The 22,727-nt window shown below is 68.6% G+C and carries 16 protein-coding genes and 5 pseudogenes; 12 read left to right on the top strand and 9 right to left on the bottom strand.

Annotated features, from left to right (window positions below; translation table 11 throughout):
- Window positions 1–100: 100 nt before the first annotated feature.
- The 3 pseudogenes from T428_RS29025 to T428_RS29015 form a co-directional block, all read right to left on the bottom strand.
- A pseudogene (locus tag T428_RS29025) lies at window positions 101–1,128 on the bottom strand (nucleoside hydrolase).
- A pseudogene (locus T428_RS29020) lies at window positions 1,125–3,131 on the bottom strand (SDR family oxidoreductase). The pseudogenes T428_RS29025 and T428_RS29020 overlap by 4 nt, the downstream one beginning before the upstream one ends.
- 19 nt (window positions 3,132–3,150) lie before the next feature.
- A pseudogene (locus tag T428_RS29015) lies at window positions 3,151–3,803 on the bottom strand (histidine phosphatase family protein).
- Window positions 3,804–3,956: 153 nt separating this feature from the next.
- On the opposite strand from T428_RS29015, the gene T428_RS0117215 reads away from it, so the two are divergent.
- Window positions 3,957–4,832, top strand: coding sequence for a MaoC family dehydratase (locus tag T428_RS0117215; protein WP_025737445.1), 876 nt, complete (start codon window positions 3,957–3,959; stop codon window positions 4,830–4,832).
- Here T428_RS0117215 and otsB read toward each other — a convergent pair.
- From otsB to T428_RS36140, 3 genes are read right to left on the bottom strand one after another with little or no spacing between them, the layout of a single operon-like run.
- A complete protein-coding gene (gene otsB / locus T428_RS0117210; RefSeq protein WP_025737444.1) occupies window positions 4,829–5,881 on the bottom strand; it encodes a trehalose-phosphatase in 1,053 nt (350 codons plus the stop codon). The two genes, T428_RS0117215 and otsB, sit on opposite strands and share 4 nt — an antisense overlap.
- 12 nt (window positions 5,882–5,893) lie before the next feature.
- Window positions 5,894–6,775 (bottom strand): WS/DGAT domain-containing protein, encoded by an 882-nt coding sequence (locus T428_RS36145; RefSeq protein ID WP_281173881.1) that lies wholly within the window; start codon window positions 6,773–6,775, stop codon window positions 5,894–5,896.
- The gene (locus tag T428_RS36140) at window positions 6,765–7,283 is read right to left on the bottom strand and encodes a wax ester/triacylglycerol synthase domain-containing protein (protein WP_281173880.1); all 519 of its coding nucleotides are present in this window, start codon (window positions 7,281–7,283) and stop codon (window positions 6,765–6,767) included. The genes T428_RS36145 and T428_RS36140 overlap by 11 nt, the downstream gene beginning before the upstream one ends.
- Window positions 7,284–7,445: 162 nt before the next feature.
- On the opposite strand from T428_RS36140, the gene T428_RS0117200 reads away from it, so the two are divergent.
- From T428_RS0117200 to T428_RS0117180, 5 genes and pseudogenes are all read left to right on the top strand, one after another.
- Window positions 7,446–10,733, top strand: a complete 3,288-nt coding sequence (locus T428_RS0117200) for an error-prone DNA polymerase (RefSeq protein ID WP_025737443.1) — start codon at window positions 7,446–7,448, stop codon at window positions 10,731–10,733.
- A gap of 136 nt (window positions 10,734–10,869) precedes the next feature.
- Window positions 10,870–11,214, top strand: a complete 345-nt coding sequence (locus T428_RS0117195; protein ID WP_036468350.1) for a hypothetical protein — start codon at window positions 10,870–10,872, stop codon at window positions 11,212–11,214.
- Window positions 11,215–11,263: 49 nt separating this feature from the next.
- Window positions 11,264–11,755: pseudogene (locus T428_RS34785) on the top strand (SDR family NAD(P)-dependent oxidoreductase); the annotation flags it as partial.
- Window positions 11,756–11,871: 116 nt separating this feature from the next.
- A complete protein-coding gene (locus T428_RS34780) occupies window positions 11,872–12,084 on the top strand; it encodes a Rossmann-fold NAD(P)-binding domain-containing protein (protein WP_025737440.1) in 213 nt (70 codons plus the stop codon).
- Window positions 12,085–12,150: 66 nt separating this feature from the next.
- Window positions 12,151–12,795 carry a nitroreductase family protein gene (locus T428_RS0117180; protein WP_025737439.1) on the top strand — a complete coding sequence of 215 codons (645 nt, stop codon included), beginning with the start codon at window positions 12,151–12,153 and terminating at the stop codon, window positions 12,793–12,795.
- Between the two features lies 1 nt (window position 12,796).
- Here T428_RS0117180 and T428_RS0117175 read toward each other — a convergent pair whose 3' ends face one another.
- Window positions 12,797–13,261, bottom strand: a complete 465-nt coding sequence (locus tag T428_RS0117175; protein ID WP_025737438.1) for a tRNA (cytidine(34)-2'-O)-methyltransferase — start codon at window positions 13,259–13,261, stop codon at window positions 12,797–12,799.
- A gap of 29 nt (window positions 13,262–13,290) precedes the next feature.
- On the opposite strand from T428_RS0117175, the gene T428_RS0117170 reads away from it, so the two are divergent.
- From T428_RS0117170 to T428_RS0117145, 6 genes are all read left to right on the top strand, one after another.
- Window positions 13,291–13,713 carry a nitroreductase family deazaflavin-dependent oxidoreductase gene (locus tag T428_RS0117170; protein ID WP_025737437.1) on the top strand — a complete coding sequence of 141 codons (423 nt, stop codon included), beginning with the start codon at window positions 13,291–13,293 and terminating at the stop codon, window positions 13,711–13,713.
- Between the two features lie 15 nt (window positions 13,714–13,728).
- Complete coding sequence (locus T428_RS0117165; protein WP_025737435.1) at window positions 13,729–14,334, top strand: class I SAM-dependent methyltransferase; 606 nt, start codon at window positions 13,729–13,731, stop codon at window positions 14,332–14,334.
- Between the two features lie 250 nt (window positions 14,335–14,584).
- Window positions 14,585–17,386 (top strand): sensor histidine kinase, encoded by a 2,802-nt coding sequence (locus T428_RS0117160; RefSeq protein WP_025737434.1) that lies wholly within the window; start codon window positions 14,585–14,587, stop codon window positions 17,384–17,386.
- A complete protein-coding gene (locus tag T428_RS0117155; RefSeq protein WP_025737433.1) occupies window positions 17,383–17,784 on the top strand; it encodes a serine protease inhibitor in 402 nt (133 codons plus the stop codon). The genes T428_RS0117160 and T428_RS0117155 overlap by 4 nt, the downstream gene beginning before the upstream one ends.
- Before the next feature lie 6 nt (window positions 17,785–17,790).
- Window positions 17,791–18,165, top strand: a complete 375-nt coding sequence (locus tag T428_RS0117150; RefSeq protein ID WP_025737432.1) for a DUF742 domain-containing protein — start codon at window positions 17,791–17,793, stop codon at window positions 18,163–18,165.
- On the top strand, window positions 18,146–18,718 hold the full coding sequence (locus T428_RS0117145) for a GTP-binding protein (protein ID WP_025737431.1): 573 nt from the start codon (window positions 18,146–18,148) through the stop codon (window positions 18,716–18,718). Before T428_RS0117150 ends, T428_RS0117145 begins: the two co-directional genes overlap by 20 nt.
- Before the next feature lie 76 nt (window positions 18,719–18,794).
- On the opposite strand, the pseudogene T428_RS29000 reads toward T428_RS0117145, so the two are convergent.
- Together T428_RS29000 and T428_RS0117130 are read right to left on the bottom strand one after the other, a co-directional pair.
- Window positions 18,795–21,253, bottom strand: a pseudogene (locus tag T428_RS29000) (ATP-binding cassette domain-containing protein).
- Window positions 21,254–21,257: 4 nt separating this feature from the next.
- Window positions 21,258–22,727: ABC transporter permease (locus T428_RS0117130; protein ID WP_025737430.1), on the bottom strand; the 1,470-nt coding region annotated here is incomplete at its 5' end.

Below are 22,727 nucleotides of genomic sequence, written 5' to 3'. Positions count from 1 at the left end.
AAGGTCCTCCCAGCTTTGAATACCGCAACCCCGCGCAGATACCCAACTATTCCATCTTTGCTGGCCGGGTTGGGTCAACGCAAGGCGGGGCCCAGCTCGGCTAGCGGGCCAGGCGCTGCGCGAAAGGCCCCACGCGTTCGATGAAGCGATCGAAAAATGCTTTCGGATCCACGCCAATACCAATGTGTGCGTTGGGTTCTCGGCGCCAATCGGTCACCGTCATGCCTCGGGTCAGGGTGCCCGCGAGTTCGACGTCCACTCGCCCGGAACGGGTGGCGATGAGTTCGGGGTCCAGCGCTACCGCCGCGGCCAGCGGATCGTGCAGATGCGCCAGATATCCGTGCCCGTTGTCGTAGTAACCCTCGAGGTAGAACCGCAACGCGTCCTCGATCACCCGGATCATCGGATTGGACGCCGTCGATCGAGTGCCTCGTTGGTCGTCCACGCTCATCATCGTCGACGTCGAACCCGCGGCGTCGGCCAATCGCGCCAGGATTCCCGGCGTGATCGCGACGTTGCAAGTCAGATCCAAGCCGCACAGGATCGGAAGTCCTTGCGGCCCAAGGCTTTCATCAGACCAGGCGGCGAACACCTCGGCTGCCGCCTCGGGGTCCACGCTGATGTTCCATTCCGCCACGGCGGTGGTGTTGCCGATGTGGTCGTAGGACCCGCCCATAATGGCCAAGCGGCGCAACAGGTTCGGCAGCTCGGGTTCGATGCGCAGCGCCAGCGCCAGATTGGTCAGCGGGCCGGTCGCCACGCCGATCAGCTCGCCGGAAAACGCCCGCGCCGCGCGCACCCAGGCGGTCGCCGCGTCGTAGTCGGTCGGCTCCGCGCTGCCCGGGGGCCCGTCGGCATATCCCAGGCCACGCGGGCCATGGACCTTCGAGGGGGTGCGCAGGGGTCCGGTCAGCGTTTCGTCGGCGCCCTTGGACACCGGCACGCTGGTGCCTCGGCACAATTCGAGAAGGCCTAAGTTGTTAGCGCAAACCTGTTGTACGCCAACATTTCCCCCGGTCGAGGCGATACCGACCAGATTGGCGTCCGGGCTGGCCAGCAGATAGATCAGGCCAGCGCGTCGTCGACGCCGGTATCGACATCGGCGAACACCGGCGATGGTTCGCTCACCAATGAACTCCGGGCACCAGCCGGACCGCTTTGCGCACTGTCCGGGGGACCCCGATGCAACCGACGGCACGTACCGGCCGTCTGGGCCGACGGCGTGCCGGAGTGTGGTCACCCTCGGGTTCACTCGGCGAAACGCCCAGTGCGGCAGCCGAATCGGGGTAGCCCAGATAGACCTGATGCAGAATTCGTCGCGAGGTCTTGGCAGCAGGTAGTTGCCGGCCTCGGCCAGCGTGCCCAACGGCGTGTCGATGCGGGCCGGCTTCTCGACCAGTGCGCGCACCACCATCGCCGCCGCCCGTTCGGGGTTGATCGGCGGCACCGGGTTGAGCCGTTGCGACGGGACGATCATCGGCGTCTTGACCAGCGGCATATGGATACTCGTGAACGTGATGTGGTCGGACAACGTCTCCGAGGCGACCACGTCGGAGAACGCGTCCAGCGCGGCCTTGGTCGGCAGATACGAGCTGTACTTGGGATTGCGGGCCAGCACACCGGCGCTGGACACGTTGACCACGTGCCCGAATCGGCGCTCCCGCCAATGCGGCAGCAGCGCCAGCACCATTCGCACCGCGCCGAAGTAGTTGACCGCCATCACCCGCTCGTAGTCGTGCAGCCGGTCGTATGAGTGGACCACCGAACGGCGAATCGAGCGGCCCGCGTTGTTCACCAGGTAGTCGACGTGGTCGAACCGGCCCAGGATGTCCTTGACGGTGTGCTCCACCGACACCGAATCGGTGACATCGCAGGTAAACGCGTAGGCCTGACCGCCGTTGGCGCGGATCTCGGCGACCAGTTCGTCGAGCGCGGCGCCGTTGCGGGCCAGCGCGAACACCGTGGCGCCCCGCTCGGCAACTGCAATCGCCGACGCGCGGCCGATGCCGCTGGACGCGCCGGTGATGATCACGTGCCGGCCCCGCAGTGGCCCCTGCGGGTCGTCGCGGCGGGCGCGGTCGGGATCCAGATGCTCGGCCCAGTAACGCCACAGCCGGGCCGCTTAACCGCCGAACTCGGGGACCTCGAATCCGGTGCCGCGCAACGTATTTTGCGTCTTGTCACTGACGAAGGTGGGCGCCAGGTCGACGAGATCCAGCACCTCGGCCGGGATCCCGAGCTGGGTGGCCGCCATGTTGCGCAGTACCTTTGCGCGTCCGCGGGCCTTGAGCACCGGTGCGGCCACCGCGCCGGGCAGTGCGCCGCGCAGCGGGGGCAGCCCGGCCGCCTTGGCGATTCCGCGATAGATGCCACGCAGCCCAATGGTTTTCGGCGAGGTCAGGTGGAACGTCTGCCCGTCGGAGTCGTCGGCGTGCATCAGCGCGACGAGTGCGTCGACGACGTAGTCGACCGGGACGATGTTTGGTGCGCCCGGTGTCGGGCAACAGGATCGGCGTCAACGACGGCAGCACGGCCAGCTTGGACAGCACGCCGAAGAAGTAGTACGGGCCGTCGATCTTGTCCATCTCGCCGGTCACCGAATCGCTGACCACGACGGCGGGACGATAAATGCGATAGCGCAGCCCCGCCGCCGAGCGCACCAGCAGTTCGGCTTCGAACTTCGTCTGGTGGTACGCGGTGGGCAGCTGCTGGCCGACGTCGAAGTCGTCCTCGGTGTACTCGCCGGGGAAGTCGCCCGCCACGGCGATCGACGACACGTGATGCAGCGTGGCGTCCAGGCGTCGCGCCAGGTCGACGACGGCGCGAGTGCCGTCGACGTTGACGGCGCGCTGTTCGGCCGCACCGGCTGTCACGTCGTAGATCGCCGCGCAGTGCACCAGATGGTCGACCCGGCCCATCTCGGCGATGGTCTGGTCGGTCAGCGCCAGCTCCGGCAGCTCCCCGACCAGCGGCTTTGCGCGTTCGCCCCACTCGGCGGCCAGGCGTTCGAAGCGTCCCAGCGACTGGCGCCGGACCAGCACCCACACCTCGGCGTCGGGCCGGGTGTGCAGCAGGCGAGCTACGACGCGGCGACCAATAAACCCGGTACCGCCGGTAACGACATACCGCATTCAGCCATGGTAGCGGGGATCAGTTGAAGTTGCGGATGCCGTCCCATTCGACCAGCGTCCACCCGTCCGTCGGGTTGCCGGTGAGGACCACGCGGCCGATGTTCGGTAGGGGATGGCTGGTCAGCAGGCTGTTCCTGCGGTTGTGGCGTTCATCAGCGTCCACGCCATGATCGCCGCGCCCTGGGAGAACACCACCGGTTTGCTGTGGCCGCTGTTGTAGACCTTGTTGACCGCGGCGGTGAACTGGTCGTTGAACTGCTTGCCGCTGACCGATCCCGGGATGCTGTTGGCGACGTCACCGTTGATCCAGCCGGCCGGCGCCAGCATGTACGTCGTAGCCGCTATCGATTGCGGTTTGCCGTTGTACCAGCCCGCGCCCAGTGCCTGCACGCCGCTGAGGATCTCGACTTGCTTGCCGAGTTCGCTGGCCAGCGGTCCGGCGGTCTGCTGTGCCTCGGCCATCGCGGAGGCGTAGACGGCGTCGAAGTCGTTGCGACCGCTCTGATGCGCGACCTGCCGGGCCTGACCCTTGCCCTCGGCGGTGAGGTCGGGGCCGGGCGGATCGGTGGCGATGATCCCGTCGGCGTCGGCTTGGGTCTGCGCGTTTCGGATGAACGTCAGCGTGATCGCGCGCGCCTGCGTCGATCCTCCGCAGGCACCGACGATGAGCATGGCGGCCACCACGACCCCCGTTTTCCAAAAAGCCCGTCCGAGCCTACTGCGCGTGGCCATGTCGATAGCCTGCCCTGCCGACAGCCCCGGGGGAAGGGTTTGCAATGGTTGGGTGCAGAAAAGCCGGAATTGTGAGATCGAGAGGAGACCCGAATGGCGATCGACCCGACTGCCGTCGGCGCGGTGACCGAGCCGAAGTTGTTCGAGTGGGACGACCGGGACACACTGCTGTACGCCCTCGGCGTCGGCGCGGGGTTCGACGATCTGTCGTTCACCACCGAGAACAGCCACGGGATCACCCAGCAGGTGCTGCCCACCTACGCGGTGATCTGCTGCCCGGCGTTCGGGGCGGCGGGCAAGATCGGAGATTTCAACTGGGCCATGCTGTTACACGGCTCGCAGGGCATCCGGCTGCACGCGCCGCTGCCCGCCGCGGGCAAGCTGTCGGTGGTCACCGAGGTCACCGATATCCAGGACAAGGGTGAGGGCAAGAACGCGGTCGTGATGCTGCGCGGCCGCGGCACCGACCCGGATTCGGGCAATCTGGTCGCCGAAACGTCGACCACGTTTGTGGTGCGGGGCGCGGGCGGTTTCGGCGGGCAGCCGGGGCAGCGCCCGATCGCCCCGGAATTCCCAGATCGCGAGCCCGACGTGACGGTCGCGCTGCCCACCCGTGAGGATCAGGCGCTGATCTACCGGTTGTCCGGTGACCGCAACCCGCTGCACAGCGACCCGTGGTTCGCCCGGGAGCTGGCCGGGTTCCCGAAGCCGATCCTGCACGGGCTGTGCAGCTACGGAGTGGCGGGCCGGGCGCTGGTGGCCGAGCTCGGCAAGGGGGTGACGGCCAACATCACCGCGATCGATTCGCGCTTCAGCTCACCGGTGTTTCCCGGCGAGACGCTGACGACGCTGATCTGGCGCACCGGGGAAGGCAAGGCGGTCTTTCGCACGGTTGCTTCCGGTGCCGAAGGCGCCGAGGCCGGGCGGGTGGTGCTCGACGACGGCGCCGTCGAATACGTGCCGAGCTAGCCGGACAACCGCTGCGCCAGCCGGGCTACGAAGTCGGCCGCGGCGGCCGGACTGTCCAGCCCGTACCGCGCGGCGGTGGCCCGGTCGCCGTCGTCGTTGTGCCGCACCAGGATTGGGATCCCGTCCGCGCGCACCGCGTCGAAGCCGTCCTCGTCGGTGATGTCGTCGCCGAGGAAGATCGGCGTCAGGTGTGCCGTGTCGTCCAGGTGATCGAGCACCCAGTGCAGCGTTTTTCCCTTGTCCCAGTCGACATCCGGGCGCAGCTCGATCACTTCGCGCCCGGTGGTCGCCCGAAGCGTGTCGCGCTGACCCTCCGCCCGCACCGCCGCGGTCACCTCGCCGACCCGGTCACGCGCGGCATTGCGATAGTGCACGGCGACGCCAAATCGCTTGTGCTCCACGCGGACACCCGGAATCGACGCGAACCGCTCGCGCAGCCGGGCGGCCGCGGATTCCAGCACCGGCACGGCCGCGGCCGCCGCGTCGTTTTGGTGGTGAGTCCCGTCGGGTGCGGTCAGCTCGAATCCGTGGCTGCCGGCATACCAGATGCCGGGCAGGCCGACGCGTGCGCTCACGTCGGCCAGGTCGCGGCCGGACAGGATCGCGACCGGGCACCAAGCGGCCAACCGCCGCAGCGCGTCGGCCGCGCCGGCGACCAGCTGCGCGGCGTCCGGATCGTCGACGATGTCCGAGAGCGTGCCGTCGAAGTCGAAGAACACCGCCGGGTGCCGAAGATCCTCATCGAGCAGCCGCGAGGCGTCGGGCAGCTGCGACATCCGCAGGTCCCCGGTGCGGACCGCGACGCCATCGAGGTCCTGCGCGGCGATCACCAAGGCGAACCCCGCGTCGCCCGCGGCCGCGGCCGCCGCCGCGCTCGCCGCCACGACCACGGCTCGTCCCGCCCGGATGTCGCAAAGGTCGGGCGACGGGAAGCTGCCGATGCCGACACCGGCCTCCCGCAATTGCGCGAGCAACGCCGGCGGAGCGTCCAGTCCTGGCTCGAACAGCACCGCGTCGTGGCGGTGTGGGTCGATCGTGACCGATGGCATTGACCAACCCTCTCACGGCGATGGACGCCGCCCGGGTCGGGTCAGCGGCGTGCGCGCACGGTCGGGTGGTTCGACGGCGCCGCCCGTCAGCGCACGAACCCGTCGCTGGCGGCGATCCTTGCTGAACAGCAGGACGGAGTCCTGGCTGAGTGCCGTCAGCCGCGCCATCTCTCGTTCGATGCCGCTGGCGAGCTGTTGCAGTTCGGGTGCGGCGTCGTAGTCGGCGGTGATCCCGAAGATCAACTCGTCGCCATAGCTGAGTACCGCGACTCCGTTGGACAGCCGGGAAGCCGTCGGCGGGATCGGCAGTAGGCGCTCCACGGTGGCGCCCATCAGCTCCAGCCGGTGCCGCGGCCCGGGCGCGCTGGTGGCCAGCGTCACGATGCCCGGTTGCGGCAGCCGGCTCAGCACCAGCCGAATCGCCTTGGCGCACAAGGTGAATGGCATGGAGCTGGTAGCCAGGTCGGCGATTCTCGGTCCGGTGTTCTGGTCAGCCGGCGTGGGCTGATTCAAGCTGCTGTGCACGATCCGCAGCCGCTGCACCGGATCGTCGTGCTCGACGGGCAGGTACCTCTTCTCGGGAGTGCGCAGCGAGCCCGCGCGGGGTTGTTCGCCGCGGTGCAGCAGCACGGCCCGGAAGCCCTCGGTGATGGCGGCGAGCGCGACGTCGTCGGTGGTCACCCGGAACTTGCCGCACACCGCGTCGACGGCGGCGAGGGGAACGCGCACCGTGCCGTAGCGCCGCATCGTGACCGCCGGACCCGTCGACGTACGTGCCGCCGCTCGGAGGGTCTCGGCCAGCGTGCTCGTGACAGTGCTGGCGACGATTGAGACCCGCCACAGCGCGTCGGTCCAATCCGGCTTCCGACCCTGTTCCGAAACATTATCCGGCACAACATAATTGGTACGCAACATAATTGGTAAACGTCTCGCCGTCGGCGTCGTCACAGAGCCGGGTGAGCAAGTGGGCAGCGGGGGTGGCTTCGGCGAGGTAGTGGTGGACCTTGATCAGGATCGCCCACTTGCCGCGCAGCCCCTCGATGACCCAGCACTCCCACAGCGGGCGGTCCAATTCCAGGGGGCGTTCCAGGGCATGGGCGATCGCCCGAGACAGGTCGGCCTCGTCGCCCGGGCGGGGAACCGCGACCCGGTGCAGGTGGTGGGCGAGGTCGAAAGCAGGATCGTCGGCCCAATGCTGGACACCGCTGAATGGATGTGTCCGCAACGCCTGGGTGCACCACGGTATCGACTGAATGCGTTCTGCCAGTAGGGTTTTGAGGCGTGCCGGGCTGGGTATGGTGCCTTCGACGATGGCGACCGCCCCCGTCGCCATGCTCGCCTGCCGATCGGGGTCCGCCGCGGTGCGCAATCCCGAATCCAATGCCGCTGTCAGCTGTCCCATGTTCAGTTCCCGCCCTAGTTGCCCCGTACCAGTATCTGTGGCCGCGGCCCCGTCGCGGTAGATCCCAGTCCGTTAAGACTGTGTTTAGAAGTTGAAGACCCGTTTAACAACCTCTTCGACAACCCCGCGCGAAATCGAACACACTTTCGATAGACTGCGGAGGTGGGTTGGTTCAATGGGCCGCCGAGTTGGGCGGAAATGGAGCGGGTGCTCGACGGCAAGCCGCGTCATGCCGGCGCACCCACCCCGTCCGGTCCGGCGGAAGAGGCCCCCTTCTCGCGCAAGCGCCCGGCCTATCGGCCACCAGACGGTGGTCGGGCGGCCTGCTCGCGCGTCGCCTACGCCGAGCTGCACGCGCATTCGGCCTACAGCTTCCTGGACGGCGCCAGCACGCCTGAGGAGCTGGTGGAGGAGGCCGCCCGGCTGGATCTGCGGGCGCTGGCGCTGACCGACCACAACGGCTTGTACGGCGCGGTGCGGTTCGCCGACGCCGCCGCCGAACTCGACGTGCGCACCGTGTTCGGCGCCGAGTTGTCGCTGAACTCACAGGCCCGCACCGAGCAGCCGGACCCGCCCGGCCCGCACCTGCTGGTGCTGGCCCGCGGCCCGGAGGGCTACCGGCGGTTGTCGCGGCAGCTGGCCGCCGCGCATCTGGCCGGCGGGGAGAAAGGCAAGCTGCGCTTCGACCTCGACACGCTGACCGAAGCCGCGGGCGGGCACTGGCACATCCTGACCGGATGTCGTAAAGGCCATGTGCGCCAAGCTTTTTCCGACGCAGGCCCGGAGGCGACGGCGCGGGCGCTGGCCGATCTGGTGGACCGATTCGGCGCGGAAAGGGTCAGCGTCGAGTTGACCCAGCACGGCCAGCCCCTCGACGACGAGCGCAACGCGACACTGGCCGCCCTGGCGCCACGCTTCGGCGTCGGCGTCGTCGCCACCACCGGAGCACATTTCGCGGGGCCGTCCCGGCGCCGGCTGGCCATGGCGATGGGCGCGATCCGGGCCCGGCAGTCATTGGAGTCGGCCGCCGGATGGCTGGCCCCGCTGGGTGGTTCGCATTTGCGGTCCGGCGAAGAGATGGCCCGGCTGTTTACCCAGTGGCCCGAGGTGGTGACCGCCGCCGCTGAACTCGGCGAGCAGTGCGCGTTCGGGCTGGCGCTGATCGCCCCGCAGCTGCCGCCGTTCGACGTGCCCCATCCGCACACCGAGGACAGCTGGTTGTGGCAGTTGACGATGGCGGGAGCGCGCGATCGTTACGGGCTTGTCGAATCAGCGCCACGGGCGTACGCCCAGATCGAACATGAACTGAAAGTCATTGCCCAACTGAGGTTTCCGGGCTATTTCCTGGTGGTGCACGATATCGCCCGATTTTGCCGGGAGAACAACATCCTGTGCCAGGGCAGGGGATCGGCGGCCAACTCCGCGGTCTGTTATGCCCTGGGCGTCACCGCGGTCGACCCGGTGGCCAACGAGCTGCTGTTCGAGCGCTTCCTGTCGCCCGCCCGCGACGGGCCGCCCGACATCGACATGGACATCGAGTCGGATCAGCGTGAAAAGGTCATCCAGTACGTCTACGACAAATACGGCCGCGACTACGCCGCTCAGGTCGCCAACGTCATCACCTACCGCGCCAAGATCGCGGTGCGCGACATGGCCCGTGCCCTGGGTTACTCGCAGGGCCAGCAGGACGCGTGGAGCAAACAGATCAGCCACTGGGACGGTCTGGCCGACTCGCCGGACCTCGACGGCATCCCGCCGCAGGTGATCGAGTTGGCCACCCAGATCCGGAACCTGCCGCGGCACATGGGCATTCACTCCGGGGGCATGGTGATATGCGATCGCCCGATCGCCGATGTGTGCCCGGTGGAGTGGGCGCGGATGGAGAACCGCAGCGTCCTGCAGTGGGACAAAGACGATTGCGCGGCAATCGGTTTGGTGAAGTTCGACCTGCTCGGTCTGGGCATGCTCTCGGCGTTGCACTACGCCAAAGACCTGGTGGCCGAACACAAGGGCATCGAGGTCGACCTGGCCCGCCTCGACCTCTCCGAGCCGGCGGTGTACGAGATGCTGGCCCGCGCCGATTCCGTCGGCGTGTTCCAGGTGGAGTCCCGCGCGCAGATGGCCACGCTGCCCAGGCTGAAGCCGCGGGTGTTCTACGACCTGGTGGTCGAGGTCGCGCTGATCCGGCCCGGGCCCATCCAGGGCGGGTCGGTGCACCCCTACATCCGGCGGCGCAACGGCCTGGACCCGGTGGTCTACGACCACCCGTCCATGGAGCACGCGTTGCGAAAGACGTTGGGGGTGCCGCTGTTTCAGGAGCAGCTGATGCAGCTCGCGGTCGACTGCGCCGGCTTCTCGGCCGCCGAGGCCGACCAGCTGCGGCGCGCCATGGGGTCCAAGCGCTCGACCGAACGCATGCGACGGCTGCGCGACCGGTTCTACCAGGGCATGCGTCAATTGCACGGTGCCACCGACGAGGTGATCGAGCGGACCTACGAAAAGCTGGAAGCCTTCGCCAATTTCGGCTTCCCGGAAAGCCACGCATTGTCCTTCGCGTCGCTGGTGTTCTACTCGTCGTGGTTCAAGCTGCATCACCCGGCCGCGTTCTGCGCCGCGCTGCTGCGTGCCCAGCCGATGGGCTTCTATTCGCCGCAGTCGCTGGTGGCCGACGCACGTCGGCACGGCGTGCTGGTGCACGGCCCGGACGTCAACGCGAGCCTGGCGCACGCCACCCTCGAGAACGCCGGCACGGAGGTACGGCTCGGGCTGGGCGCGGTCCGTCATATCGGCGACGACCTGGCCGAGAAGCTGGTCGAGGAGCGAAAAGCCAACGGCCCGTTTACTTCTCTGCTGGATCTGACTTCCCGGCTGCAGCTGAACGTGCCGCAGACCGAAGCGCTGGCGACGGCCGGGGCTTTCGCCTGCTTCGGGATGTCGCGGCGCGAGGCGCTGTGGGCGGCCGGGGCCGCGGCCACCCAACGGCCGGACCGGCTGCCCGGGGTGGGCTCGTCGTCGCACATTCCGGCGTTGCCGGGGATGAGCGAGCTGGAGCTGGCCGCCGCCGACGTGTGGGCCACCGGCATCTCCCCGGACAGCTACCCGACCCAGTTCCTGCGGGCCGACCTGAACGCGATGGGGGTGGTGCCCGCCGAGGGGCTACTCGGCGTGCCCGACGGCGACCGGGTGCTGATCGCCGGCGCGGTGACCCATCGGCAGCGACCCGCCACCGCGCAGGGCGTGACGTTCATCAACCTCGAGGACGAGACCGGGATGGTCAATGTGCTCTGCACACCCGGGGTTTGGGCGCGACACCGCAAGCTGGCGAACACCGCACCGGCGCTGCTGGTCCGCGGTCAGGTCCAAAACGCCAGCGGCGCAGTCACCGTGGTGGCCGAGCGGCTGGGCCGTATCACATTGGCCGTCGGCTCGAAGTCGCGGGACTTTCGCTGACTTGTTCGCCGAACGTGCTCTAATGGCGAGATTTTCGCCGATTTTTCACCACCAGAGCACGTTCGGCGGGAACGACCGCGTCGTACACTGTGCGAACCCGAATCGCCCCCTTATCGCATGCCTCAACGGAGTCGAAATAACATTCACGCTTCTTCGCCGAGGCGCAGCGATAGTGGGTTGTGCTGCGGCGCTTGTGCTTTCTCCCGCCGTCGCCCGCGCCGATCCGCCCGACCCGCACCAGCCCGACATGACGAAGGGCTACTGCCCGGGCGGCCGATGGGGATACGGCAATTTGGCGGTGTGCGACGGAGAGAAGTACCCCGACGGGTCGTTTTGGCACCAGTGGATGAAGACCTGGATAGCCGGCCCGCAGTTCTACTACGACTGCGTCGGCGGCGACGAACTCCTGCCCGGGCCGCCCCCGCCCGGGGGCTGCGCCGGGGCGATCCCGCCCGACCAGCCACCCCCGCCGCCCAGCTAGGCCGACCGCGAGAAGAAACGCGAGAAGAAAGAGGGAAAGTGTCCAAGGTCTGGTTCCTCACCGGAGCTTCCCGCGGTTTCGGCCTCGAGATCGCCCGCAAGATCCTGGCTCAGGGCGACCGCGTGGTGGCCACCGCGCGACGCGCCGAGAGATCCTCACCCACCTGCCCGACGCCGGCGACGCGCTGCTGCCCGTCGACCTCGACGTCACCAACGCCGATCAGGCCGCGCGGGCGGTCAGTTCGGCGGTCGATACGTTCGGCCGGATCGACGTGCTGGTGAACAACGCCGGCCGCGGCCTGCTCGGCGCCGTCGAGGAGGCCTCCGACCCAGCGGTCCGGGCCGTCTACGAGGTCAACGTGTTCGGTACCCTGACCATGCAACGCGCTGTGCTGCCGATCATGCGCGCCCAGCGCTTTGGCCACATCATCAACATCAGCTCGGTCGGCGGCCTGGCCGGTGGGCCGGGATGGGGCATCTACTGCTCGACCAAGTTCGCGATGGAAGGGTTCAGTGAGGCGCTGGCCGGCGAGCTGCGGCCGCTGGGAATCTGGGTCACGATCGTCGAACCCGGATACTTCCGACCGACTTCCTCGACGCGTCCAGCCTGGACACCGAAGCCACCGTCATCGCCGACTACGAGTCCACCGCCGGGGCGGTGCGTGCCCACGCCGCGGACGTCAACCACGCCCAGCCCGGCGACCCGATCAAGGCCGCCGCGGCCATCGTCGACATCGCCGCGGCCGTCGACCCGCCGGTGCATCTGCTGCTGGGCACCGACTGCGTCGCCACGGTGGAGGCCAAGATCGACAGCCTCAAGGCCGACATCGACAAGTGGCGGACGCTTTCGACGTCGACCGACCTAGGCTGACCCTGCGCCGAACGGCGAAAGTCTCGCGCTGCGTGCACGTTCGGCGCACGCGTATAGCCTCCAAGCATGACCCTCAACCTGTCCGTCGACGAACTTCTCACCACGACCCGTTCGGTTCGCAAGCGTCTCGACTTCGACAAGCCGGTGCCGCGCGAGGTTCTGATGGAGTGCCTGGAGCTGGCGTTGCAAGCGCCCACCGGTTCCAACGCCCAGGGCTGGCAATGGGTGTTCGTCGAAGACGCCGAGAAGAAAAAGGCGATCGGCGAGATCTACCTGTCGTATGCCCGGCCCTACCTCAGCGCGCCGAAGCCCGAGTACGCCGAGGGCGACACCCGCGGCGAGCGGATGGGCAAGGTGGTGGATTCGGCGACCTACCTCGCCGAGCACATGCACGAGGCGCCGGTGCTGCTGATCCCGTGCCTCGCCGGCCGCGAGGACAAGTCACCGCTGGGCGGCGTCTCGTTCTGGGCGTCGCTGTTCCCGGCGGTGTGGAGCTTCTGCCTGGCGCTGCGCTCCCGCGGGCTGGGCTCCTGCTGGACGACGCTGCACCTGCTCGGCGACGGCGAATGCAAGGCCGCCGAGGTGCTCGGGATCCCCTACGAGGAGGTCAGCCAGGGCGGGCTGTTCCCGATCGCCTACACCAAGGGCACCTATTTCCGCCCGGCCAAGCGGCTGCCCGCCGACACCCTGACGCACTGGAACACCTGGTAGTTCACACCGCGCCGGGAAAGCCGTGTTGGCGCCATGCCTCGTAGATCGCGATCGCCGCGGCGTTCGCCAGATTCAGCGACCGCCGCCCGGCCAGCATCGGGATGCGCACCTGGCCGGTGATGTGGCCGTCGGCCAGGGTCTGCGCATCCAGCCCGTCGGGCTCCGGCCCGAACGTCAACACGTCGCCGGGCCGATAGGCGACGTCGGCGAACGACGTCGGCGCATGCGCGGTGAACGCGAACACCCGCGCCGGCATCAGCACGTCCCACGCGTGCTGCAGCGTCGCGTGCACGGTGACCGAGGCCAGGTCGTGGTAGTCCAGTCCGGCCCGGCGCACCTTGGGTTCGGACAGGTCGAAGCCCATCGGCTCGACCAGATGCAATTCGGTGCCGGTGGCCGCGGCCGTGCGGATGGCGTTGCCGGTATTGGGCGGAATCCGCGGCGCCACGAACATCAGCCGGAACACTGCGGACTCCCTTCGTTGTTGAGCAGGGCATGACGGATCAAGTACAGCTCAGCACGACGGATTGGGTGCGCGAGCAGACCGAACAAATTCTGCGGCAAGGCACCACCGACGGCGTCGAGATCATGGACCGGCCCGTCGTGCTGTTCACCGTGACCGGCGCGAAGAGTGGCCTCAAGCGGTATGTGCCACTGATGCGCGTCGAGAAGGACGGACGCTACGCGATGGTCGGCTCCATCGGGGGAGCCCCGAAGCACCCGCCCTGGTACCACAACGTGAAAGCCAACCCGAACGTCACTGTGCAAGACGGCGACAAGGTCTTCGAGATGACGGCACGCGAGGTGCACGGCGCCGAACGCGAGGAATGGTGGCAGACGGCGATCGAGGCCTACCCGGTCTACACGCAGTTGCAGGCGCTGACGGAACGGACGATCCCGATCTTGGTCGTCGAATGAACGGATAATGGCGACATGATCGAGCAGAGCATCTGGATGCAGAAGGTGGCCGCCGATCCCGGACATTCGAACTGGTATATCGAACGCTTCCGTTCGATGGCCCGCGACGGCAAGGATCTGGTCGGCGAGGCCCGGCTGATCGACGCCATGGTGCCGCGCGGGGCCCGCATCCTCGACGCCGGCTGCGGCGTCGGACGGGTGGGCGGGTATCTGGCCACGGTCGGTCACCACGTGGTCGGGGTCGACGTCGACCCGGCGCTGATCGCCGCGGCCGAGCAGGATTATCCCGGCCCGCAATGGCTGGTCGGCGACCTCGCCGAGCTGGACCTGCCCGCGCGCGGCATCACCGACGCGTTCGACGTGATCGTGTCCGCCGGCAACGTGATGGCATTCCTCGCGCCGAGCACCCGCGGCCGGGTGCTGAGCCGGCTGCGGGCCCACGTCGCCGACGACGGTCGAGCGGCGATCGGCTTCGGCGCCGGCCGCGACTACGAATTCGACGAATTTCTCGGCCACGCGGCGGCCGCCGGATTCGCTGCCGATGTGCTGCTGTCCACCTGGGATCTGCGGCCGTTCACCGACGATTCCGACTTCCTCGTCGCGATCCTGCGGCCCGCGTAGGGATTTCGCGCCGCGGCCCGTTTGCCAGACCCGCATGCCCGCGCACCGGCACACCTTGGGGGTGCCTGTCTGCTCAGTAACGATTCTGGTGAGCCGGGCCGCGGGCTGTCATACTCGTCGAATTGCCACGCGTTTTCCGCTCGCGCGTCTTGGCGCGGGGGGAGCGGAATAAAAGCAGGAAGTTCATGAGCCTCTCGTTTGTTTCGATGCCCAGTGCCAGCGCAGCGGCCGGTCGCGCGGCCGCAACCACATGACGATGTTCAACCGCCCGGCCACCTCGGCCGAGGCGGCGCCCCCCGAGTTCGCCCACGCGCCGGCGACCCCGGCGAGGCGTCCGCCGGCCTGGTCCCCGAGCAACTGGCCGGTCGGCTGGAAGGTCGCGGCGATCGTGCTGATCCCGCTGGTCCTGGCCGCAATCTTCGGCGGCCTGCGCCTCAACACGGCCATCTCGAGCTCCAGCGGCCTCCGGTTGGCCGCCGCGCGCGCCGACTTGCTGCCGGCGCTCACCAAGTACATGTCGGCGCTGGACGTCGCGTTGTTGGCGAATTCCACCGGGCGTGACGTCGAGGGCGCGAAGAAGAACTACGAAGCCCGCAGGGGCGAGTTGCAGACCCGGTTGTCGAACACCGATGTCACTCCCGACGTCCGGTCCGGCGTGGGCACCCTGCTGGGCGGCGGGCAATCGCTGCTGGACAAGGTGGCCGATAACAGCATCGGTTTGCGGGACCGGGTCACCACCTATGCGCCGCTGCTGTTGATAGCTGAGGATGTCATCAACGCCTCGGTACAGGTGGACGACGAGCAGATCCGCGCGCAGGCACAGGGTTTGAGCCGGGCCGTCGGAGCCCGGGGCCAGATGACGATGCAGGAAATTTTGGTGACCCGCGGCGCCGAGCTGTCCGAGCCGCAGCTGCGCACCTCGATGATCACCCTGGCCGGCACCGAGCCGTCGACGCTGTTCGGAATGAGCCAGGTGCTGGGTGTCGGTTCGCCCGACGCCAAGACGCTGCAGCAGCAGATGGTGACCCGGATGGCGATCATGTCCGATCCGGCCAGCGCGCTCGCCGACAACCCGGACCTGCTGCGCTCGATCCGGACCACCGACACGATCGCCGAGCAGGTCATCACCAGCGCCACCGCGGCGGTGACGAAGTCGGTGCACACCCAGGCCGACGAGCGGCGTAACTCCGCGATCGTCGACGGTGTGCTGGTACTCGCCGCCATCGTGATCGCGCTGCTGGTCGTCTTACTGATGGCGCGCGCGCTGGTGATGCCGCTGCGGGTGCTGCGCGACGGCGCGCTCAAGGTCGCCCACACCGATCTCGAGGAGGAGATCGCCCGGGTGAAAGCCGGTGAGGCCGAACCGATTCCGGCTCCGCTGCCGGTGTTCACCACCGAGGAGATCGGTCAGGTCACGCACGCGGTGGACGAACTTCACACCCAGGCGCTGCTGCTGGCCGGCGACGAGGCGCGGTTGCGGTTGCTGGTCAACGACATGTTCGAGACCATGTCGCGGCGCAGCCGCTCGCTCGTCGACCAGCAGTTGTCGCTGATCGACCGGCTGGAGCGCAACGAAGAGGACCCCGATCGGCTGGACAGCCTGTTTCGGCTGGATCACCTGGCCGCCCGGTTGCGCCGCAACAGCGCCAACCTGCTGGTGCTCGCCGGCGCCCAGCTGGCCCGCGATCAGCGCGAGCCGGTCCCACTGTCCACGGTGATCAGCGCGGCCGTCTCCGAGGTCGAGGATTACCGCCGGGTCGAGTTGGGTGAGCTGCCCGAGTGCCTGCTGATCAGCGGGGCCGCCGGTGGCGCCATCCATCTGTTCGCCGAGCTGATCGACAACGCCCTGCGCTACTCGCCGCCGTCGACGTACGCCCGGATTTCCGGGGCGCGCGGCGGCTACGGCGGAGTGGTGCTACGGATCGCCGACTCCGGCTTGGGCATGAACGACTCCGATCGGCGGATGGCCAACATGCGCCTGCAAGCCGGTGGTGAGGTGACCCCCGACAACGCCCGCCACATGGGGCTTTTCGTGGTGGGCCGGATCGCCGCCCGGCACGGCATCCGGGTCGGGCTGCGCGGCCCGGGGCCCAACGAGGCGGGCACCGGCACGACCGCCGAGGTTTACCTGCCGCCGACGGTGTTGGAGGGCTTCGACGGCGGCCCGGCCGAAATCTCGGAGGACCAGGGTGAGCGGATCCGGGCCGTCTCGTCGCCGAGCACCAAGCTGGCCAGCGGGCCGCCGCGGGTGAAAAGGGGCGCGACGCGCCAACGCCCCGTTGCGGCCACACCCGACCAGGGCTCCGGCGAGGTGCCCCCGATCTCGTTGTTGCCCCGCCGCAGCCCGGGCTCCAGCGGCATCACCGACGTTCCCGCCGCGCCTCCCGCGCCGCCGCTGCCCAAGCGCCATCGTGAGCTGGCCACCCCGTGGTGGGAGACCGAGAACCAGCCGCGGCCCGCGCCGCCCGCCCCGAAGCCGGCCCCCGCGGTCTCGGACACCTCGGCGTTCTTCGCCGCGCGGTCGCGGGAGACCGGCTCGGCGGGGCCACCGGCCCGTGCCGCCAAGCCGGCCCCCGTCGAGCCGGCGCCCGCCAAACCGGCGCCCGCCAAGCCACCCGCCGAGCCGTCCATCCCGGCCGCGATGCCGGCGTCGAAGGACGACGTGATCTATCGGAGGATGCTCTCAGAGATGATGGGTGACCCGCACGACCTGGTCAACAGCCCGGACCTGGATTGGCAGTCGGTGTGGGATCGGGGCTGGTCCCTGGCCGCCGAGGCCGAGGACAAGCCGGTCGAGGAGCGCACCGCCGACCACGGCCTGCCCGTTCGCACCCCCGGCGCCCGGCTGGTGCCCGGAGCGGCCGGCGTCCCCGCCTCCGACCAGCGGCACCGCAGCCAGGACGACCAGCAATCCCTCGTAGGATCGAACGGCGGACTGCATGCGGCCCGCGACCCCGAAGCGGTTCGGGCCTCGTTCAGTAACCACTTCGGCGGGGTGCGCAGCGGGCGGTCACACGCCCGTCACTCGAGCCAAGGACCCGATGAGGAATGACGTCTGCAAGCAGCTCACTGGACTGGCTGGTGACGAAGTTCGCTCTCGAGGTCCCCGGCGTGGCGCATGCGCTGCTGGTGTCGGTCGACGGTCTGCCGGTGGCCGCCAGCGAGCTGCTACCCCGCGAACGAGCCGACCAGCTGGCCGCGGTGGCCTCCGGGCTGGCCAGCCTGGCGACCGGTGCCGCCCAGCTGTTCGACGGCGGAGCGGTGCTGCAGTCGGTGGTCGAGATGCAGAACGGCTACTTGTTGTTGATGCGCGTCGGCGACGGGTCGCACCTGGCGACGCTGGCCGAGACGTCGTGCGACATCGGCCAAATCGGCTACGAGATGGCGATCCTCGTCGAACGGGTGGGCGGCGTCGTGCAGTCCACCCGCCGCTCCGTCAGGCATTCGTGAGTCGCGATGGACAGAAGCGAATCCGGGCCGCCCTCACGTGAGGCGAACCTGGTCCGCCCGTACACCCTGACCGCCGGGCGGACGAACTCCGGCGTCGACATTCCGTTGGAGGCGCCGGTTCAGACGCTGCAGGCCGGGCGGGCTCATCGCTGGCCGGCCGACGATGCGAGAGGCAAGATCATCGGGCTGTGCGTCAAAAACCCTTCCGTAGCCGAGATTTCGGCGCTGCTGAACCTGCCGATCGGTGTCGCGCGGGTGCTGGTCGGTGACCTGGTGCTGTCCGGCTACCTTCGAGTGCATCGAACGCTGACCGAGCAGTCGACCCGCGACGAGCGCCACGAACTCATAGGAAGGACCCTGCGTGGCCTTAAAGCACTCTGACTCCGGCGCCACCGCGTCGACGAAGATCGTCGTCGCCGGCGGGTTCGGCGCCGGCAAGACCACGTTCGTCGGGGCGGTCTCGGAGATCATGCCGCTGCGCACCGAGGAGCTCGTCACCGACGCCTCGGCCGGCGTCGACATGCTCGAGGCCACACCCAACAAGCGGACGACGACGGTCGCGATGGACTTCGGCCGGATCACGCTGGACCACGACCTGGTGCTCTACCTGTTCGGCACGCCGGGCCAGCGGCGGTTCTGGTTCATGTGGGACGACCTGGTGCGCGGCGCCATCGGCGCGATCGTCCTGGTGGACTGTCGCCGGCTGCAGGACAGCTTCGCCGCGGTCGACTTCTTCGAACACCGCAACCTGCCGTTCCTGATCGCCGTCAACCAATTCGACGGTGCGCCAACCTATCCCGTCGGCGCGATCCGCGAGGCGCTGGCCTTGTCGCCGCACACTCCGGTGATCGATGTCGATGCCAGGGATCGCCGGTCGGCGACCGATGCGCTGATCGCAATCAGCGAGTACGCGCTGCAAAGCCTGACGGCTTGACCGCGGTGCAGCAGTGGGCCGATTGTGCGCTGGCCTTCGCGGCGGCACGCGGGCTGCGGCTGGACGCCAAATCCGACTAGCGCTTGAGCCGGATGCGCCACCACACGATCGTCGAGTAGATCACCGACAGCACGCCCAGCATCGCCATGTCGAGCAGCCAGGCGCTGTCGGTGTGCGCCCAGTGGCTGTCCTTCGGGCCGAGGGGCACCAACGTCCGCAGATTGACGGTGGCCGCCGACGCCGCATAGCCCCAGCGCGAGGGCATCAGCCAGGACAGCTGGTCGAGGAAGAGCCGCCCGGTCACCGGGATCAGTCCACCGGCGAGCACCAGCTGCAGCATCAGCGACACCACCAGCAGCGGCATGATCTGTTCGTTGGAGCGGGCGATCGACGACAGCACCAGGCCCAGAATCGCCGACGCCACGCAGGTGGCGGCGACCGTGACGAACAGCTCCAGGCTGGCATTACCGAGCAGCAGCGCCGGCTGTTTGGGCGTGCCCTTACCGACGAGCACGATGCCGGTGGCGATCGCCGCCTGGATGATGGCGAACGCGCAGAACACCGAGATCTTGGCGCCGAGGTAGGCCCCGGTGGACAGGCCGACGGCCTGCTCGCGCTGGAAGATCGGGCGTTCGCCGATCAGGTCGCGGATCGTCAGGGCCGTGCCCATGAAGACGGCGGCGATCGACATCAACGTCAGGATCTGGGCGGCCTCGTCGGGCGTCTCGCTGTTCGGGTCCGCGATGCCGAAGCCGGTGTGACCCGGGACCGTCAGCGACAGCGCGCCCAGGATGAACGGCAGCAGCGCAAGGAGGCGAATTAGGCGCGGTCGGAGACGATCAACCGGACCTGGCGCCGCGCGATCGTGGAGAACTGGCGCAACATGCTGCTGCGCGCCGGGGTGCCCAGATCGACCGGCGTCTCGGCCCGGGCGGGCGGGGTGTGGTCCTGTCGTTCCAGGAAACGGCGGTTGGCCTCGTGGGGGTCGGCGCCGACCTTGGCGAAAATCTGGGCCCAGTTGGTGGTGCCCATCGCCTCCCCGATTTGACCCGGCGGGCCCAGGAACGCGATCTTGCCGCCGGGCGCCATCAGCAGCACCTGGTCGCAGACGTCGAGGTAGGTCAGCGAGTGCGTGACAACCAGCACGACGCGCCCGGCGTCGGCGAGTTGGCGCAGCATCGTCATGACCTGCAGGTCCAGCGCTGGGTCCAGCCCCCAGGTCGCCTCGTCGAGGATCAGCAGCGACGGCCCGGTGAGCAGTTCGAGGGCCACCGAGGCGCGCTTGCGCTGCCCGCCGGAGAGCTTGTCGACGCGGGTGTCGGCGTGCGCGGTCAGTCCCAGCTCGTCGAGGACTTGAGCCACCACCTGGTCGCGGCCGGCCTTGCCGGTGTCGGGCGGCAGCCGCAGTTCGGCCGCATAGCCCAGCGCCTGGTTGACGGTGAGCTGGCGGTGCACGACGTCGTCTTGGGGGACCATCCCGATCCGGCTGCGCAGCGTGGCGTAGGCGGTGTGGACGTTGTGGCCCTCGAAGGTGACCACGCCCGCGGTGGGGGTGGTGTAGCCGGCGATCAGCCGCGACAGTGTCGACTTGCCGGTGCCCGAGCCGCCGATGATCGCGGTCAGGGTGCCGGGTCGTGCCGTCATCGAGATCTGCTGCAGCAGATGCTTGCCGTTGATCGCGAAGCCGACCTCGCGCACCTCCAGCCCACCGGTGCTCGTCGCCACTTCCTGGCGGCGGGCCAGCAGGCCGGCGGTGAACACCAGGTCGACGTTGCCGATCGTCACCACGTCGCCCTCGGTCAGCAGGGCCTGCGCGATTCGCACCCCGTTGACGAACGTTCCGTTGATGCTGTTCGCGTCGCGGATCTCGATGCCGGCGGGCGTCGGCTCCAGGAACGCGTGATGCCGCGAGGCCAGCACGTCGTGGATGACGATGTCGTTGTCGAGCTCGCGTCCGATCCAGGCGGTGCCGCCCTTCGGGGCCTGCACCCCCGACTCGGGCCCGACGACTTTCATCACCCGCGTCGGAAATTGCGACATGTCGGTGCCCGCCGGCTGGGCGACCCGGGTCGCGTCGTTCGGGACGGCCTGGGTCGGCAGGGTGGGTTGCACGATCGGCACGGCGGTGGTGTGCACCGCGTCGGTGGGCCGGTCCTGGTATCTGCCGACCGGCGGGACGGTCGGCACCGCCCGCGAGGTCGGCGGCAGCACTCCGACGCTGCCGCGATGGTGTCCCAGCGCGAAGGTGATCCGCGGTCCGTCGGGGGCGCCGAGGTTGACGGCCTGGCCGTCCCGGATGTCGACACCCGGCACCCTGCGTCCGTCGACGAAGATGCCGCTGCGCGAATTGTTGTCCACCGCAACCCATTTGCCGTGGTCGAAGCGCAGCACCAGGTGTGCCCGGGTGACCAGCGGATGCGCCACGCGCAGGTCGGCGCGGACGTCGCTGCCGATGATGACGTCGCCGCCGGGGGCAAAACTGACCTCGGATCGGTTGGACCGCACCGTCAGTACCGATTGCGCAGGCGCATTCATTAGTTCAGCGTCGTTTCAGCCGGATCTTCCACCACACGATCGCGCTATAGCTTATGCACAGGACTCCGAGCATGGCCATATCGAACAGCCATGCGCTCTTGGTGTGATTCCAGTGTTGGTCTTTCGGGTCGGTCGGGCCCGGTATCAGCCGGTGCGTGTCGATCGTCGACGCCGACGCCGCGAAGCCCCACCGCGCGGGCGTGAGCCACGACAGCTGGTCGAGCACCAGCCGGTTGGTCACCCAGATCATGCCGCCGGAGAACACCAGCTGACTCATGATCGACACCACCAGCATCGGCATGATCTGGTCCTGGGATTGGGCCAGCGCCGACAGCGCCATGCCCAGCAGCGCCGCACCCACACACGTCGCGGCCACCGTGACGAACAGTTCGAAGTTGACGTTGCCCAGGATCGCGGCCTTGGAGATCGGGGTGCCCCAGCCGATCACGGAGATGGTCGTGGCGATCGCGGCCTGGATGATCGCAAACGTCGAGAAGACAACGATTTTCGCGCCCATGTAGGCCGCCGTGGACAGGCCGACCGCTTGTTCGCGGCGGAAGATCGGGCGCTCGCCGATCAGGTCGCGGATCGTCAGCGCGGTACCCATGAACACCGCGCCGACGTTCAGCATGACCAGAATCTGGTCGGGCTGAGCGGGATTGTTACCCAGCGGATCGGACATGCCGTACCCGCTGTTGCCGCGCACCGTCAGGGTCAGCACCCCGATCAAAAACGGCAGCAGCGCCAGGAACACCGTGTAGCCGCGGTCGGAGATGACCAGCCGTATCTGCCGGCGGGCGACCGTGGAGAACTGGCGGCGCACGTCGGCGTGTACCGGTTCACCCAAATCGGCGGCCGGGCTGTGTTCGGACGGTACTTGTGGCTGTTGCTGGTTTTCTTCCCGGAACCGGCGGTTGGCCTCGTCCGGGTCCGCACCCACCTTGGCGAAGATGTCGGCCCAGTTGGTGGTGCCCATCGCCGCGCCGATCTGGCTGGGCGGGCCGCAGTAGGCCGTCTTGCCGCCGGGCGCGACCAGCAGCAGCTGATCGCAGACGTCGAGGTAGGACACCGAGTGCGTCACGACCAACACGACGCGGCCGGCGTCGGCCAGCTGGCGCAGCATCATCATCACCTGGCGGTCCAGCGCCGGGTCCAGGCCGGTGGTGGGTTCGTCGAGGAGCAGCAGCGACGGGCCGGTGAGCAATTCCAGGGCCACCGACGCGCGCTTGCGCTGGCCGCCGGAGAGCTTGTCGACGCGGGTGTCGGCGTGCTTGGTCAGCTCGAGTTCCTCGAGCACCTGCGCGACGACCTGTTCGCGGTCGGCCTTGCTGGTGTCCGGTGGCAGCCGCAACTCGGCGGCATAGCCCAGCGCCTGGTTGACGGTCAGCTGACGGTGCACGACGTCGTCTTGGGGGACCATCCCGATCCGGCTGCGCAGCGAGGCGTACTCCGTATGGATGTTGTGGCCCTCGAA

The organism is Mycobacterium genavense ATCC 51234, assembly GCF_000526915.1.
Taxonomy (GTDB): Bacteria; Actinomycetota; Actinomycetes; order Mycobacteriales; family Mycobacteriaceae; genus Mycobacterium; species Mycobacterium genavense.
The sequence above is the reverse complement of the archived record's forward strand: the minus strand, read 5'-3'. Positions and strand labels throughout refer to the sequence as shown.